This window comes from Flavobacterium bizetiae, from assembly GCF_902804475.1.
GTDB classification, from domain to species: Bacteria; Bacteroidota; Bacteroidia; order Flavobacteriales; family Flavobacteriaceae; genus Flavobacterium; species Flavobacterium bizetiae.
The window spans coordinates 19257-35749 of sequence record NZ_CADCSU010000027.1; the positions used below are offsets into that span (position 1 = coordinate 19257).

Annotated in this window: 12 protein-coding genes; 4 read left to right on the plus strand and 8 right to left on the minus strand. The window is 35.4% G+C overall.

The window, feature by feature from the left end; translation table 11 throughout:
• Positions 1 to 76: 76 nt before the first annotated feature.
• Positions 77 to 1882, plus strand: a complete 1806-nt coding sequence (locus FLACOL7796_RS01660) for a prolyl oligopeptidase family serine peptidase (protein ID WP_173969109.1) — start codon at positions 77 to 79, stop codon at positions 1880 to 1882.
• Positions 1883 to 1966: 84 nt separating this feature from the next.
• Here FLACOL7796_RS01660 and FLACOL7796_RS01665 read toward each other — a convergent pair whose 3' ends face one another.
• From FLACOL7796_RS01665 to FLACOL7796_RS01685, 5 genes are all read right to left on the minus strand, one after another.
• Positions 1967 to 2806, minus strand: coding sequence for a DUF4249 domain-containing protein (locus tag FLACOL7796_RS01665; RefSeq protein WP_173969110.1), 840 nt, complete (start codon positions 2804 to 2806; stop codon positions 1967 to 1969).
• Positions 2807 to 2811: 5 nt separating this feature from the next.
• Positions 2812 to 5430: a TonB-dependent receptor gene (locus FLACOL7796_RS01670; RefSeq protein ID WP_173969111.1), complete on the minus strand. Its 2619-nt coding sequence runs from the start codon at positions 5428 to 5430 to the stop codon at positions 2812 to 2814.
• A gap of 100 nt (positions 5431 to 5530) precedes the next feature.
• Positions 5531 to 6382, minus strand: a complete 852-nt coding sequence (locus tag FLACOL7796_RS01675; RefSeq protein ID WP_173969112.1) for a FecR family protein — start codon at positions 6380 to 6382, stop codon at positions 5531 to 5533.
• Positions 6383 to 6394: 12 nt separating this feature from the next.
• Complete coding sequence (locus FLACOL7796_RS01680; protein WP_173969113.1) at positions 6395 to 6604, minus strand: hypothetical protein; 210 nt, start codon at positions 6602 to 6604, stop codon at positions 6395 to 6397.
• Positions 6605 to 6650: 46 nt separating this feature from the next.
• Complete coding sequence (locus FLACOL7796_RS01685) at positions 6651 to 7172, minus strand: RNA polymerase sigma factor (protein ID WP_173969114.1); 522 nt, start codon at positions 7170 to 7172, stop codon at positions 6651 to 6653.
• Between the two features lie 952 nt (positions 7173 to 8124).
• On the opposite strand from FLACOL7796_RS01685, the gene FLACOL7796_RS01690 reads away from it, so the two are divergent.
• The 3 genes from FLACOL7796_RS01690 to FLACOL7796_RS01700 are packed head-to-tail and all read left to right on the plus strand — an operon-like array spanning position 8125 to position 13831.
• Positions 8125 to 9231 carry an efflux RND transporter periplasmic adaptor subunit gene (locus tag FLACOL7796_RS01690; protein ID WP_173969115.1) on the plus strand — a complete coding sequence of 369 codons (1107 nt, stop codon included), beginning with the start codon at positions 8125 to 8127 and terminating at the stop codon, positions 9229 to 9231.
• A gap of 28 nt (positions 9232 to 9259) precedes the next feature.
• Positions 9260 to 12376, plus strand: a complete 3117-nt coding sequence (locus tag FLACOL7796_RS01695; protein WP_173969116.1) for an efflux RND transporter permease subunit — start codon at positions 9260 to 9262, stop codon at positions 12374 to 12376.
• A 3-nt stretch (positions 12377 to 12379) separates the two neighbouring features.
• Positions 12380 to 13831: a TolC family protein gene (locus tag FLACOL7796_RS01700; protein ID WP_173969117.1), complete on the plus strand. Its 1452-nt coding sequence runs from the start codon at positions 12380 to 12382 to the stop codon at positions 13829 to 13831.
• Between the two features lie 317 nt (positions 13832 to 14148).
• On the opposite strand, the gene FLACOL7796_RS01705 is transcribed toward FLACOL7796_RS01700, so the two are convergent.
• The 3 genes from FLACOL7796_RS01705 to msrA all read right to left on the minus strand — a co-directional run bounded on the left by FLACOL7796_RS01705 (position 14149) and on the right by msrA (position 16299).
• Entirely contained in the window at positions 14149 to 14757 is a 609-nt protein-coding gene (locus FLACOL7796_RS01705) for a 5'-methylthioadenosine/S-adenosylhomocysteine nucleosidase family protein (RefSeq protein ID WP_173969118.1), read from the minus strand.
• Positions 14758 to 14836: 79 nt separating this feature from the next.
• Positions 14837 to 15481, minus strand: coding sequence for a GNAT family protein (locus FLACOL7796_RS01710; protein WP_394367902.1), 645 nt, complete (start codon positions 15479 to 15481; stop codon positions 14837 to 14839).
• A 323-nt stretch (positions 15482 to 15804) separates the two neighbouring features.
• Positions 15805 to 16299: a peptide-methionine (S)-S-oxide reductase MsrA gene (gene msrA / locus FLACOL7796_RS01715; RefSeq protein WP_173969119.1), complete on the minus strand. Its 495-nt coding sequence runs from the start codon at positions 16297 to 16299 to the stop codon at positions 15805 to 15807.
• Positions 16300 to 16493 lie beyond the last annotated feature (194 nt).

The window sequence follows — 16493 nt, forward strand, 5'->3', positions numbered from 1 at the left end:
TAAAAAATGCTGTTTTAAACCGTTGGATTTGATTCAGAATTATATCATTCAATCCAGAGAAGTTAGATTTATATTCATGAGAAAACAAAATACTTTGAGACCATTAAAAGCCTTATTCTTTTTTATATCCTTTTGGATGAGCATTGCAACATTCGCACAAAAAAAAGAAATTCCGCTGTGGGATAAAATTCCTGATCAGCTTCAATCTGCTGGTTATTCTGAGGTAACAGACAGAAAAGGTGATATTTCAGAAGGTGTCCGAATGGTTACTTTACCCACTCTTACGGCTTATTTTGCAGCACCCGAAAAATCGAACGGAACTTCTGTTATAATTTGTCCCGGCGGTGGTTATGGTATGCTGGCGATTAATAAAGAAGGTTATAAAGTGGCAGAATGGTTTAATAGTTTGGGAATTACTGCTTTTGTTTTAAAATACAGATTGCCAAGTGATCTGATTATGAAAAATAAAACGGTTGGACCTTTGCAGGATGCTCAGGAAGCGGTACGATTGGTACGTCGCAATGCAGTACAATGGAAGCTGAATCCTAATAAAATAGGCATTATGGGGTTTTCTGCCGGAGGTCATTTGGCAGCGACATTAAGTACGCATTATAATGATAAAGTCTATACGCCAACTGATACCACTAGTGCTAAACCTAATTTTTCCATTTTAATTTACCCGGTTATTTCTATGCAAAACGGCATCACGCACGAAGGATCAAGAGATAATTTATTAGGCAAAAATGCCAACATCGAATCCATTGAAAAATATTCGAATGAAAAACAAATAAATGCCGCAACACCCAAAGCTTTTTTGGTTCACGCTACTGATGATAAAGCTGTTCCTGTTGAGAATAGCATTAATTATTATCTTGCTTTAAAAAAGGAAAAAGTATCCGCAGAGATGCATTTGTATGAAAATGGCGGTCACGGTTTTGGTTTAGGTGTAAAAGGAACGAACGCTTCATGGCCAAAAGCTTGCGAGAAATGGCTTAATGCAAATAATTACACTTTAAAATCAGATGGTTATGTGTTTACTTATTTTAAAGGAAATGGCGAAGACGGCCTGCATATAGCCTACAGCGAAGATGGTTATCAATGGAATGCTTTAAAAAATGATACTTCGTTTTTAACGCCTGAGGTGGGTAAAGATAAATTGATGAGAGATCCCTGTGTTATAAAAGGAGGCGATGGCTTGTATCATATGGTCTGGACGGTAAGCTGGACGGATAAAGGAATTGGATATGCTTCATCAAAGGATTTAATTCACTGGTCGAAACAAGAATTTATTCCGGTCATGGCGCACGAAGAGAAAGCACGAAATACCTGGGCTCCCGAAATTACTTTCGACGAAAAAAATAAAACCTATATGATTTATTGGGCTTCGACAATTGACGGGAAGTTTCCTGAAACCAAATCTGATGAAGAAAAAGGATACAATCACCGAATATATTATACAACAACAAAGGATTTTAAAAAGTTTGAAAAAACAAAATTATTGTATGAACCGGGTTTTAATATTATCGACGCTTCTATTGTAAAACAAGGTAATGGATATGTGATGTATCTTAAAGATGAAACGCGTAATCCGGTGCAGAAAAATCTAAAAACGGCTTTCAGTAAAAATCTGACTGGACCTTACAGCAAAGCAAGCGAACCAATTACAGGAAATTATTGGGCTGAAGGACCAACTGCAATTCAGATAGACAACCAATGGGTGGTGTATTTTGACAAATATACTTTAAAAAAATACGGTGCTGTAAAAGAAACTTCAAAAGGCTGGCAGGATATTTCGGATCAGGTTAGTTTTCCTTCGGGAACGCGCCATGGTACGGTGATAAAGGTTTCTGCTGAAGAAATTATGAATTTAAAGAAAGAGTAAATTCATCTTTATATAAAAAAAATATACATCTGACATAATTAGTATATGCCAGATGTATTTACAAATCAACCTCCAATTAAATTCTTATTTTACGGTATACGACATGCGATTTGCTTCGCAAACTCTGAAGTAACCTAATGCAAAATTGTTCGCATCAGTAGTATTGATAATATTTCCTCTTATATTGCCTGGTACCGCAGCAAAAGGATTCGAATTTGTTACTTCTAAAATTAAATTCATATAATTATAAAAATTCTTAGAAATACCGCGATGTGTGATGTCAAGCACTTTTCCCGGTTTTAAATCCTCATCTGTAAATTTTTCGCTTATTTCGTTTCCATTCACAAATTCATCACTTGTAGAGGTGTATTCCGGAAAAGGTAAAATATCTGTTTTATAATCTGTCAGATAATAATTGACCTGATCGGCTGGATCTTTATAATAAAATGTTACCACAATAAGATCTTCGCCTGATATATCAGCCATAAATTCCTGATCTATTCTTTCAACTTTCGGTACAGGAATTAATTTTTCTGTAGCCGTTAGAGTTTGTCCGTCAACTTGCACAAATAATTTGTACTCCATATCAATTTCAGGCACAAAATTAGTACACTTATACAAACCCGGTGCAGATTCATTAAATGTAAAAATATCTCCTTTACTATTTTCAACTCTTACCTGAGCTCCTGAAACCTTTGGTGTAGTTGGACTGTAATAAGGCGCCATTCTGCTTATTTTTATAGTCTGTTCGTTTCCAGTAGTTCCTTTTTCCCAAATGATCTCGGCGTCGATCACAATTTTAGGATCTCCGTTTTCTAAATCAAGTTCAACAACTTTGTCACAAGACAAAAAAAGTAAAACAAAAAGAAGACTAAATAAAGTAAATGCTTTACTTTTTAAATTGTATTTTTTTAAACTCAGCATACTAATTAAAATTTAAAATTATAAGAAACACCAGGTACTAAACCGTAAATAGACAATTGTTTAGACTCGTTTGCTCCTGTATTATCATTTTGTGAGAACGTGATCGATGCAGCATTTTGTCTATTATATAGATTATAAATACTAAATACCCAATAGCTTTGCCATCCATTCTTTTTGTCCGGTTTAGGTGTGTACGTTGCACCAATATCCAGGTGATGATATGCAGGAAGTCTGTCTGAATTTCTCAAGGTATAGTTAGGTACATTTCTTCCTCCAAATTCATAATAACCGTTTGGATATGTTACCGGCTGACCTGACTGCAAACTAAAATTAGCATTAAAAGACCATTTTGGATTGAATTCGTAATTTGCAGTAACATTTAAGTTGTGTAGTTTATCATATCCTGATAAATACCAATCACCATTGGCAATCCCTGGTTCATTTGGCGCTCTTCCCGGTGTTTTTTGTTCTGCTTTAGATAATGTATAAGCTACCCATCCTGTAAAACGACCTGTATTTTTTCTGAATAATAACTCCATACCGTAAGATCTGGCTTGTCCGTTCAGGATATCCTGTTCGATATTATTGTTACCCAATAAATTTGCACCATCGATATAATCAATACGGTTTTTGATTTTTTTATAAAATAATTCTCCTTCAAAAGAGTATTCGCGTTCTTTAAAATTCTTGAAATATCCTACTGCATATTGATCCAGCATTTGCGGTTTTGTAAAAGGTCCGCTTGGTGTCCAGATCGTCATAGGCAATGGTGCACGTGTATTCGACAACATATGAATGTATTGTGCCATTCTGTTATAACTTGCTTTTACAGAAGTTTCATCAGTAAAAGCATATGATAATGCTAGTCTTGGCTCAAAATTAGTAAAAGTGCTGATGGTTTTTCCTTTTCCGTAATACGTACTTCCAATTGGCGTTGCTTCTTCATAAATATGATACAACGGATTATAAACCACCGCTTCATCATTTGCGTAAGTGCTAATAGTTTCACCACCTAAACGATTGAACATACTATAACGAAGTCCGTAACGAAGATTCAGTTTATCTGTAATTTGATTCTCGATATCCAGATACGCAGAAGTTTCTAAAGCATATTTTTTATCTAATTGATTATAATTGTACTGTGAATCAATACCATAAGGCTTTACAGTTCCCGGATTAAAATCATAAAATAAACCGTCTATACCATAGTTAAGTTTAAAATTGTCTGATATCGTATGGTTCCAGTTGTATTTAAGACCGTAGTTGGTAATTTTACTGTTCCATTCGAATTTTTGAAATGGTATTTGCAGATTGAATTTATAATCACTGTAAAAAACAGAAAGGTTGGTATTTAAATTATCTGAAAATTTATGTTTCCAGCTAAACGTTCCCATTGTATTTCCGTAAGTACTGGCAAAGAAATTATTAATATCGAACAAATCATTTCCTAAATATCCTGAAAACGAAATGGTATTATTGGCTCCCAAACGGTAATTAAGCTTGGCGTTGATATCATAAAACATCACAGAACTCTTAATATCGGTAAGTTTTAAAAACAAATGCGCATACGAAGCACGACCTGCAATAATAAACGAACCCACATCCTTTTTTAAAGGACCTTGTACTAAAAGTCGGCTTGAAATAAGACCAATACCTCCGTTTACTTTATAATCATTAAGATCTCCGGTTTGCTGACTTACATCAAGAACTGAAGAAACGCGTCCTCCAAATTTAGACGGAATTCCTCCTTTGTATAAATCTAATCCGCTTACGATATCTGCATTAAAAATAGAAAAGAAACCAAACATATGCGAGTCGCCATATACAGGAGCACCATCTAGAAGAATCAAATTCTGATCTGCGGCACCACCACGTACATTAAAACCGGATGAAGCTTCGCCGGCATTTGTAACTCCGGGCAAAGTCAATAATGATTTTAAAGGATCGGCCTCACCCATAGCAGTTGGCAGCCTTTTAATCTCGGCCATCGAAAGCTTATTCACACTCATTTGAGTATTCTTTACGTCAACTGCTTTGCTCGTCGTAATCACAACCTGCTCTAACTCCTGACTGTCAGATTCCATATTGAATTTCATTTTTTCATCATCAGAAATCGTAATACGCTTTTCTTTGTTTTTTAAACCAAGATAACTGATCTGAACCGTATAACTACCGTTGTCGAGTTCTATCGAAAAATAACCATTAGCATCAGTTGTAGCTCCGGCAGCTGTTTCTTTAATATAAATATTAGCGCCAATAATCGGTTCTCTGTTATCATCGAGAACCTGACCTGTTAGCTTGTTTTTTTTTTTAGCTGATGTTCCTTTTGTAGCTTTTTGTTTTACAAAGATATTATTGCCTACAATCGAGAACTGAACCGATGCGCTTTTATTGATTTCGCTTATTAATTCTTTTATATCGGTATTGGTAAATGTTCGTTTTTGGGTAAAATACTTTTGACTCGTATTAATCTGATCTGTAAAGGCAAATTTAAAGTCGGTTTGATTTTCTATCTGCTTAAAAAATTCTTTTAATGTTACAGTCTGGTCTACCGTTACGGTTACGTTTTGGGAAAACATACACCAACTGAATAAAAAAAAGCATGCTGAAATTATATGCTTCATGAAATTTTGTATTTTTGAATATTATTAAATAGGATCGTTTTATACTGTCCTGACACTGAGGAGGATGTTTAGTTTCGCGGCTAGGGCATCCTTTTCTTTTCTATTGAAAAGTAATCTGTTTTAAATTTTCATTTACTTCAAAGTTTAGGTTATACATTTCTGATATTAATTCAAGAATCGTTTTTAGCTCTTCTTTTTTATTGATTCTCACTGTTATTTTCTGATTTTTATATTCTTCCGGAAGCATTACTTTATAGCCATAATTCGACTCTATATAAGTGCTTACGTTGCTTAGTTTTTCGTCATCAAAATCAACAAATCTGTTAAACTCGGCTACTACGGCAGTTTCGTTTCCGTAGGTAAATTTTTCTCCCGGTTTTAGTATCCATTTTTTTGACTGGTCTTTTACGCTCATCTCGACACTTCCTTCAAAAAGAGCTACCTCTACTCCTTTTTTCTCGTATCCTGTAACGGTAAAAGAAGTTCCTAAAACTGTAGTGGTCGTTTCGTTACAAATCACCTGAAAAGGATGTTGCTTATCTTTTTTAACTTTAAAATAAGCTTCTCCGGAAACTTCCACTTTTCTGTTCACAGCAAAATTATCGGCGTATACAATTTTAGAATTCGGACTCAACTCTACTTTCGAACTATCCGGCAAAACAATACTTTTGATGAAAGAACTGGTATTTTCTATCGTATTCCCGGCAATACTTATAGTACTATTATTTAATAAAGAAGAATTACTAAAATAAAGTCCGCTGCCAATCAAAACAAAAAGCAGAATGGCCGCTGCTGCTGCATAATGACGCCAGGACTTATTTTTTTGCTTTTTTGAAGCAAATGCCTTCTCCTGAAATTGCTGCCAGGAAAGTTCTTTTTCGGTATCAGAATGCGAAATGGGGGTTTCGTCCCAGATTTTTTTTAATTCTTCTTCTAGTTTCTTTTCATCCATTGCTTTAGGGCGTTATATTTTTTGACAATAAAATCCTTGTTTATTAAAAACACCGTAAACCATTTCTTTTATGTCTCTGTTGGTTTCGATTCTTAGAATATGATTGTTATTTTCTAAATCGAAATTCATGATACAATCAGAAATAATAAACTGCAGAAGCACTACAATAAAGCTTGCATCTTCTTTGCTTGTAACATCTGTTTTATAAGATTCGATATGCATTTTATGTTCTTGTTTATTAGTATAACAAACGAGAACACAAAAGTTCCTAATGCTCTTCGATTTTTTTTCGAATAAATTTACTGGCGAGGTAAATATGATTGGCAATTGTTTTTTCAGAAAGGTCTGTAATTGCTGCAATCTCCTTATAACTAAGGTTTTCCAGTTTATGTAAAGTAAATATTTTTTGTTGCTGTTCCGGAAGAAGATTTATAAAATTATGTAGTTTTTCTCTTCTTTCTTCAAAAATAATGGTTTCTGTATCCTCAGTTTCCATCTTTTCGAAGTTCGGATCAAGCTGAATTATTTTATTTTCCCTGTTTACATGATTCAGAATAATATTCTTGCAGATGGTAAACAGTTGCTTGTCGAATAAAACATCCTCATTAAGAAGTTCTCTTTTATTATATAATCTTATAAAGGTTTCCTGAACAAAATCCTGTGGAGTAAGAACCGTAAAATCAAAACGTCTGGCAATGTTTATTAGTTTATCATAGTAATTTAGATAAGCTTCTTTGAAAGAAGCCTCATTACCTTTTTTTAAACTTAATATAAACTTCTTGTTGTCCATAAACGCAAATACGATGATTAGTCTTAACTTAAAATATCTAATTATATTGTATTTTTAAGTTGGTCGCCAAGACTTGGATTTCGTTACCTTTTTTTAATAAAATTTTACGGGACAAAGAACAGGATTTTAATTTATGTTCGTAAACTTTTTTCGAAATTTTAGTTTCCAAACTGCAAAAGAATAATTTTGAATGTCTTATAAAGCCTAAAAATAAACCTCTGTTTAATGTTACTAAAATTTTAAATTTTAATGTTTTTAGAAAAAATTAAGAATTGCTTATTTTTCAAATTACTATATTTGGCGCACTATCAAATTTATATTCTGTACTTTTTTTAAAATAGAAGCCTTTCGACAGGTTTACAATACTGTTAATGAAACACTTTAAGTTTTTTTGTCTTATTTTATTACTCTCGCTTTCTTTTGTAAGAAGTACCGAGCCTAATAGATATCAGCCTGAACTTAGTGATTATTGTACTCCGGATAATGTTTCTGCTGACGAAATTCCATATTTATCTTCAGATTATTTCTCGATATCCAAAAATCTGGAAATTCATTTCATAGTAAAAAATAAAATAAAACACAGGGCTGTAACTTCTGACAGCACGATACTTAAAACGCCTTTTTTTTCTAAGCTTTTACACTTTAAAATTTTAGAAAACAAACTCATTTATAGTATTAAGACGTTTTATCAAATTCAGTGTCATACTCATCTGCATTTGTACCAACTTTTCTAGATTTTAATTTATTTTTTAATGTAAAGAACTACTGTTCTATTGTCTTTTATTTTTAATAAAGGACACATTACGTATAAAAATATTTCTCAAAAAACACGGCAAAGCTCATTGTGGCTTCTTCCGGCGCATTTTTCATTTCCCTTATTTATTCCCTTGTCTTCCTGTCTGTTAATGATCAGGGAGAGAACCTATTTATACACATTTTTTAAAAATTAATCATGAACATTAAAAACAATTTATTTTTTATCGCCATTTTATCATTATTCGTTTTAGTCTCGTGCGGAGATAAAAGCCAAAAGAATGCAGACAAAATAAAAACACTTCCCGTTTATAAGGTAACTTTAAAAGATACCGTCGTTTCCAACCGGTTTGTTGCCGATGTACACGCCAAAAACAATGTCGAAATTCACGTTCGTATTCCCGGATTACTCGACAAAGTATATGTAAGTGAAGGCCAGAAAGTAAAAAAAGGCCAGCTTTTATTTCAAATAAGCGATGTAGAACTTCAAATACAACTCTTAAAAGCTCAGGCTGTTTACAAAAGCAGTATGGCCGATTTAAGAATCGCAACCGTAGAGCTGGAACAAGCTCAGACTCTTTTTAATAAAAAAGTAATTGCTGATAAGGAATTAGAATTATCGAAAGCAAAGCATGATGCGGCTTCTGCCAAAGTTGCTCACGCTTCCGCGGAAAGAAAAGCGATTAACCAACAAATTAGTTTTGCCACAATCCGTGCGCCATTTGACGGTACCGTGGATAGAATTCCTTTTAAGGAAGGAAGTCTGGTCGAAAACGGATCTCTCCTAACAACAGTTTCACAATTAGACGATGTTTATGCCTATTTCTCTATTCCGGAGAATACCTATTTCCAGATGATGGAAGACAAAACCCTTCATACACAAGGCGATATCAAACTGGTATTACCCAACGGAATGGTTTACGACCAAAAAGGTGAATTAAAAACTGCCGACGGAGATATCGACAGGCAAACAGGTTCTATTCAATACAAAGCAAAATTTCATAATCCACAGGGATTTATCAAACACGGAACTTCAGGAAAACTAATTATTTCAGAAGCTAAAACCGATGCGATTATTATTCCGCAAAAAGCCGTTTTTTCTATTCAGGACAAACAATTCGTATTTCTGGTAGACAAAGAAGGCGTTGTAAAAATGACCAACGTAACTATCGAAAGCACTCTTGACGATGTATACATTTTAAACAAAGGGCTAAAAAACAACGATTTAATCGTTCAGGAAGGCATTCAGTCTTTGCGTGACGGAGATAAAATCAATGTAAAAGAAAACCAAAACGCAACCTTGTAATTAGTATACATATTTAAAAGATTTCACAATGATAGAAATGTTTATCAAAAGAAAAATATTATCATTAATCATCTCGGTTATGATAGTACTTTTAGGATTACTGGCTTTGTTTCAGCTTCCTATTACCCAGTTCCCGGATATTGTACCGCCATCTGTAACGGTTACAGCAAAATATACAGGAGCGAATGCAGAGGTTTCTGCCAATGCCGTGGCGCTTCCGCTGGAACGTGCCATAAATGGTGTTCCCGGAATGACTTATATGTCGACCGTAACTTCTAACGATGGTTTAACGCTTATTCAGGTTTTCTTTGAAGTAGGAACCGATCCCGATTTAGCGGCCGTAAACGTTCAGAACCGTGTAACGACGATACTCGACGAGCTTCCAGAAGAAGTAATTCGTGCCGGAGTTACCACAGAAAAAGAGGTAAACAGTATGCTGATGTACCTGAATATTACCAGTACCGATAAAACTCAGGACGAACAGTTTATCTTCAACTTTACCGATATTAATATTCTTCAGGAATTAAAACGTATTGATGGTGTAGGACGTGCTGAAATTATGGGCCAGAAAGAATATTCGATGCGTGTCTGGCTAGATCCGCAAAAGATGCTTTCGTATAATATTTCGGCAAATGAAGTGATTAGTTCTCTTCAAAAACAAAACATTTCTGCCGCTCCCGGAAAAGTGGGCGAAGGATCCGGGCAGCTTGATAGTCAGTTGCAATATGTAATTAAATACGGCGGAAAATTCTTTGAGCCAAAACAGTATGAAGAAATTCCGCTGAGAGCCAATTCAGATGGAACTATCTTACGATTAAAAGACATTTCGAACATTGAATTTGGTTCGATGAGTTACGGAATGGTTTCTAAAACCGACGGAAAACCTTCGGCATCAATCATGTTGAAACAACGTCCGGGTTCTAATGCATCTGAAGTTATTGCCAGCGTAAAAGAAAAAATGGCAGAACTAAAAGGAACTTCTTTTCCTCCAGGAATGGATTATAATATTGCCTATGACGTTTCGCGTTTTCTTGATGCCTCTATCGACGAGGTTTTAAAAACACTTATCGAAGCTTTTATATTGGTTGCCTTTGTGGTTTTTATCTTCCTTCAAGACTGGCGTTCGACTTTAATTCCCGTATTGGCCGTTCCTGTTGCCTTAATTGGTTCGTTTACTTTTATGTCGATGATGGGATTCTCCATCAACTTGTTAACGCTTTTTGCTTTAGTACTTTCTATCGGGATTGTAGTAGATAATGCCATTGTCGTCGTCGAAGCCGTTCACGTAAAAATTTCCGAAGAACACATGGAGCCTCTGCCCGCCACGATCAGCGCCATGAAAGAAATTACCGGAGCCGTTATTGCCATTACTGTTGTTATGGCCGCTGTGTTTATTCCCGTAGCTTTCCTGAGTGGTCCGGTTGGGGTTTTCTATAGGCAGTTTTCGCTAACTATGGCCATTAGTATTGTCATTTCGGGAATCAACGCTCTTACGCTTACTCCGGCTTTATGCGCGATTATGCTAAAACCTCACGATCCTAATAAACAAAAGACTTCTTTATTGGATAAGTTCTTCCACAGCTTCAATAAATGGTTTGATAATATCACTTCTAAATACATTAAAGTATTGGTAAAATTTGCCGATCGTACGTGGATTACGGTAGGATTATTGGTTTTATTCTGTGTATTTACCTGGGGAACGAGCAAGTTTCTTCCTTCCGGATTTATTCCGTCTGAAGATCAGGGAATGGTGTATGTAAACGTAACTACACCACAAGGTGCAACGGTAGAACGTACCGAAAAAGCATTAGATGAAGTAACGCGTCTTGCCAAAGAAATTAATGGAGTTGACAACGTAACAACACTTGCCGGATACAGTATTGTAACCGAAATTGCCGGAGCATCCTACGGAATGGGAATGATCAACTTAAAGGACTGGAAAGAACGTGATATTTCGGTAAACGAATTTATTGCTAAACTAACTGAGAAAACAAGAGGCATTACGGATGCACAGATCGAAATTTTCGCGCCGCCAACGGTTCCCGGATTTGGTAATACCAGTGGTTTTGAGCTTCGTTTGCTCGACAAATCAGGCGGAACCATTAATAATACCGATGAAGTAACTAAAAACTTTATTAAGGAACTTAACGCTTCGCCGGAAATACAAAACTCATTTACCAGTTTTGATGCTACGTTCCCGCAGTATTTAGTACATATTGATTATGATCTTGCCGCTAAAAAAGGAATTTCTGTAGACAATGCGATGGCAACTTTGCAGACCATGTTAGGTTCGTTTTATGCAACCAACTTTATTCGTTTCTCTCAAATGTATAAAGTAATGGTTCAGGCAAGTCCGCAGTTTAGAAAAAATCCCGAAAGTATTCTGGATATGTACTTGAAAAATGATGCTGGCGAAATGGTTCCGTTTTCGACTTTTATAAAACTGGAACGCGTTTACGGACCAGAAGTTTTAACACGATATAATATGTATATGTCGGCAATGATTAACGGAGAACCTGCCGAAGGTTACAGCTCCGGAGATGCCATTGCTGCCGTAGAAAAAATTGCCGCAGAAAAACTCCCGAGCCGTTTTGAACTCGAATGGTCCGGAATGACGCGTGAAGAAATCCTGTCCGGAAACCAAACCATTTACATTTTTGCCTTGTGTATTTTGTTTGTCTATTTACTTCTAGCAGCGCAATATGAAAGTTTACTGCTTCCGTTTCCAGTATTATTAAGTCTTCCTGTGGGTGTTTTTGGTTCTTACCTTGCCCTTTTGATGGTTGGTTTAGACAATAATATTTATGCTCAGGTAGCACTCGTCATGCTGATTGGTCTGCTCGCCAAAAATGCCATCCTGATTGTGGAGTTTGCCATGGCGCAAAACAAATTAGGACGAGACATTACCGAGGCTGCGATTCAAGGCGCAAGACTTCGTTTCAGGCCTATTCTTATGACCTCATTTGCTTTTATCTCAGGATTGATTCCGTTGTGTATTGCAACCGGAGCCGGAGCGGTAGGAAACCGTTCTATTGGTACTGCTGCTGCGGGAGGAATGCTTATAGGAACTGTTTTTGGACTTATCATAATTCCGGGGCTTTACATCCTGTTTGCCAAATTAGAAAAAGCAATGAATAAAAAATAAAACATGAAACAAATAAATCAATATATAATTCTGGGCGGTATTGTACTTCTTACCGCCTGCTCTGCTCCTAAAATCAATGATAATCTGGCTGCAAAACAACTGCCTGAAAATTTTGACTTAAAAAGAAAAAAAACGTCTGATAATCTGCAGACTTTTATTCCGTTAAAAACAGAAACGTATTTTAAAGATGCCAAACTCGAAGATCTTTTAAAGAAAGCCATTGCGCAAAATCCTGATTATTTAATTATGCAGGAAAGAATTTTAATTGCCAATTCTCATTTAAAAGTAGCAAAGCTCGCTTTGCTTCCGTCTTTAGATCTTGTTGCGGATGCTTCCGGAACACATTACGGAAAATATACTATGGATGGCGTGGGGAATTTTGATACCAATTTTTCCCAAAATATTAATGAGAAACAAAGGATAAACGAAAAAGTTTCTCCCAACCTCTTTTTAGGCGGAAAAGTTTCCTGGGAAGCCGATATCTGGGGAAAACTGAGCAATCGCAAAAAAGCAGCACGCGAACGATTCTTTGCTTCTCAGCAAGGAATGCGATTACTGCAAACCCGATTGTTAAGTGATGTAGCCGACTTGTATTATAAACTCATTGCTTTAGATAAACAAGCTGAGATTTACAAAAACAACCTGAAAACACAGCAAAAAGCGCTTGATATTGTAGCAGCGCAGCGATCTGTGGGAAAAGCTACAGAATTAGCAGTACAGCAGTTTAATGCGCAGAATAATAATATTTTGGCGGAAGCCGAACAACTTAATCTAAGCATCGATCAAACCGAAAAGGCGTTATTGAATCTTTTAGGTGAATATGGCGGCAAAATCGAAAGAAGTGCTGATTTCCTTTCGGGGCATCTGGAAGTTTTAAATCAAAAAATAAGTGTTGATTCGATTATCCATAAAAGACCCGATGTCTCCGAAGCCTATCACGAACTGCGCGCCACAAATGCCGATGCAAAAGCAGCGCGCGCCGCATTTTTCCCGACTTTAAATTTGGGTGGTTATGCTGGTTTTAATTCATTTTCTTTCTCTACTTTTTTTGATAACGGATCGTTTGCCTGGCAATTGCTTGGCGGTTTAACGGCTCCGGTTTTCAATAAAGGACAGATTAAACAGGAATTTTTTGTATCGAATAAAAGACAGGAAATTTCGTTGTTGCAATATCAAAATACGATTACAACAGCGTATAATGAATTGAGTGCTTTATTGCACAGAACGGAATCTTTTGTTGGTGTTTTACAATATAAATCGAAGGAAATTGAGCATCTCCAAATTGCCGTAAACGTTTCAAATGATTTGTATTTGAGCGGTTATGCTAATTATCTGGAAATTATTAATGCTCAGAAAAATAAACTGCAGGCCGAACTCGACTTTGTTGACATTCAACTGAAAAATGCAGAGTCGCAGGTATTATTGTACAAGGCTTTAGGAGGAGGAATTAATTAATCTTAAAGTTGCTAATTGGTCGTAAACTTTTGAATTAGTACTTAAAAACTGCAGTTATAAGAGGCTGTCTGAAATCTATTCAGGCAGCCTTTTTTTATTACATAGTTCGAGCGGCATAATTTTATTCTGCCACAGATTATAGGATTAAAATGATTTTAAAAAATATGCTGATAAAAACGCTCGCAGATTTGGCAGATTATGCAGATTGTTCTTTTTCAAACTTTATAAAAAAATCTGCTGAATCTGCTGAATCTGCGAGAGAAAAAATCTTACTCGTCATCCTTTGTATTCCATTTCTATGGAACTTCTTATCATCACTAAGAATTAACCGAAGTTTCATTTATATTCAATTTTAAAATACTGCCATAAGCAACCGCAGCTTTATGAACCTGAACACTCCAGTCTTCAGCTGCATTATCATCGGCACCATCTGATATATATTTCAAACACAAAAACGGAATATTCTCTTTCATGGCAATCATCGCCAATGCGTAAGATTCCATATCGACCACATCATAAATCGTTTCAGAATGCTGCATTTCGAAACTATCTCCGGTACCGCAAATACCTAACGGCAGACCGTCCATTTCCAGTCCATAATCTAAAACTGGCGGCAAACCAGACAAAGGTGTTTCATATAAAGCAAAACCAAGCCCTCTAACGTCCATATCTCTTTGAACAAATTTTGTACAGCAAACTACATCCCCTTTCTTAAAATGAGTACTTCCCGCCGAACCCAGATTTACAATTACCGAAGGTCTTTTTAATTGTATAGCCTTAGTCAATTCGTAGGCTGCATTTACTTTTCCAATTCCTGTAATAAGCGCAGTATGGTCTTTAAACACTTCGGCTGCTTCAGAAGCTAAGGCAAATGTAAAAAGTACCTCCTTGAACGGATATGAATGGTTTTCGTTTATTTTTATCATAAAAATTGAAATGTTTTTTATGTCGCAAATATCGAGTATTATTTACTTCTATATTTTTAAAATGGTTTGATTTTTTTATTTAATGTTTAGGATCGTAAAGCATTGCTGTACATAAGCAATTTTTTCTTTCTTTACTCATTAATATTGGGCAATTGACACACGATTTACAATTCTCCCAGAAAACCTCATCACTTGTTAATTCAGAATATGTAACGGGTTCAAAACCCAATTCATGATTCATTTTCATTACCGCCAAACCAGTCGTAAGACTGAATATTTTAGCATCAGGATATTTTTGGCGGCTCAATTCGAAGATTTTTCTTTTGATTGTTTTTGCCAAACCTGTATGTCTGAATTCAGGTGCTACAATTAATCCGGAATTAGAAACATACTGACCATTTTCCCAGGAAGATATAAAAGAGAATCCTGCCCATTTCCCCTCTGATGTAAAGGCGATAATAGCTTCGCCTTTTCGTATTTTTGATTCCAGCAATTCAGGCGAACGTCCTGAAATTCCTGTTCCGCGTGCTATGGCAGACGAAAGCGTAACGTCGCAAATTTCTTTGACCCAAAAAACATGTTTGGAGTTTGCAATTTCAACCGTAAAATTTGGTATCGATTCTTCAATTAAGCTATCGTTTACCAGAACTGGTTTATTGGGGAATGGATCAGGCATTACAAAATCTTTACCTGTAAATTCTATAGTACGTTGTAGGGTTTTCATATTTAATTGGATGCATTCCCTATTTTATTAATAATACAATTTATCTTGCATTTGGAAATACAAAACTGAATTTTCAATTTATATACCAATTTTTTAAAACCTCTTTATTTCAATTATTAAAACCAATATATCAACAACTTAAGCGCAAAACATAAACTTTAATCAATTGATATTCTTATCAAAATGATATGATTTTTATCATTCTGATATTAATTGGATTTGTACTTGAGATAAGATCATTAAATCTTTAGCATAAAAAAACCTCTAAATCAATAACTTTAGAGGTTTGTATTTTTAATGTTTCAAACGAATCGTTATAACATTTATAAAAACGAAGTATTAAATCGTTCAAAATGACACGTATACCCGTTTTGATTTTTGACCAGATAATCCTGATGATAGCCTTCGGCTACCCAAAATTTAGCAATAGGTTCAAGCGTTGTAACCACTTTTCCAGGCCATTTTCCTGAATCATCCACAAGTTGAATTACTTCTTTTGCGGCTTCTTCCTCTTCCTCATTCTGAATAAATATAGCCGATCTGTAACTTGATCCTTTGTCATTACCTTGTCTGTCTACCGTTGTTGGGTCATGCATTCTGAAAAAGTAATCCAACAACTCCTTAAAAGAAGTGATGTTGGCATCGTAAGTAATCTCTATTCCTTCTGCATGTCCGGGATGGTTTTGATAAGTAGGGTTCTCATTTTCTCCGCCAATGTAACCCACTTCAGTATCAGTTACACCGGGACGAACACGAAAAAGATCTTCCATACCCCAAAAACAACCTCCGGCTATATACGCTTTTTTTAAATTCTCCATAATATTTGTTTTTAAAAATCATTTTAAAACTTGAGTTTCTATAATTATAGCTTCTAAGTTTTATTGAATCAATGCATTAAAAAAATCTGTTTTAATGCTTCATCCTATATCAAAGATAATGGATTATTTGTTGATTGTATATAAAGAAAAAGAGAATTTAAAGTAAGAAGATGGTGGTTTATGATCATTTTAAA

Excerpts from the sequence above, each read along its gene's own strand:
- FLACOL7796_RS01665 (WP_173969110.1), bottom strand. The coding sequence starts at position 2,806 with ATGCTGAGTTTAAAAAAATACAATTTAAAAAGTAAAGCATTTACTTTA.
- FLACOL7796_RS01700 (WP_173969117.1), top strand. The coding sequence starts at position 12,380 with ATGAAACAAATAAATCAATATATAATTCTGGGCGGTATTGTACTTCTT.
- FLACOL7796_RS01685 (WP_173969114.1), bottom strand. The coding sequence starts at position 7,172 with ATGGACAACAAGAAGTTTATATTAAGTTTAAAAAAAGGTAATGAGGCT.
- FLACOL7796_RS01675 (WP_173969112.1), bottom strand. The coding sequence starts at position 6,382 with ATGGATGAAAAGAAACTAGAAGAAGAATTAAAAAAAATCTGGGACGAA.
- FLACOL7796_RS01680 (WP_173969113.1), bottom strand. The coding sequence starts at position 6,604 with ATGCATATCGAATCTTATAAAACAGATGTTACAAGCAAAGAAGATGCA.
- FLACOL7796_RS01670 (WP_173969111.1), bottom strand. The coding sequence starts at position 5,430 with ATGAAGCATATAATTTCAGCATGCTTTTTTTTATTCAGTTGGTGTATG.
- FLACOL7796_RS01690 (WP_173969115.1), top strand. The coding sequence starts at position 8,125 with ATGAACATTAAAAACAATTTATTTTTTATCGCCATTTTATCATTATTC.
- FLACOL7796_RS01660 (WP_173969109.1), top strand. The coding sequence starts at position 77 with ATGAGAAAACAAAATACTTTGAGACCATTAAAAGCCTTATTCTTTTTT.
- FLACOL7796_RS01710 (WP_394367902.1), bottom strand. The coding sequence starts at position 15,481 with ATGAAAACCCTACAACGTACTATAGAATTTACAGGTAAAGATTTTGTA.
- msrA (WP_173969119.1), bottom strand. The coding sequence starts at position 16,299 with ATGGAGAATTTAAAAAAAGCGTATATAGCCGGAGGTTGTTTTTGGGGT.
- FLACOL7796_RS01695 (WP_173969116.1), top strand. The coding sequence starts at position 9,260 with ATGATAGAAATGTTTATCAAAAGAAAAATATTATCATTAATCATCTCG.
- FLACOL7796_RS01705 (WP_173969118.1), bottom strand. The coding sequence starts at position 14,757 with ATGATAAAAATAAACGAAAACCATTCATATCCGTTCAAGGAGGTACTT.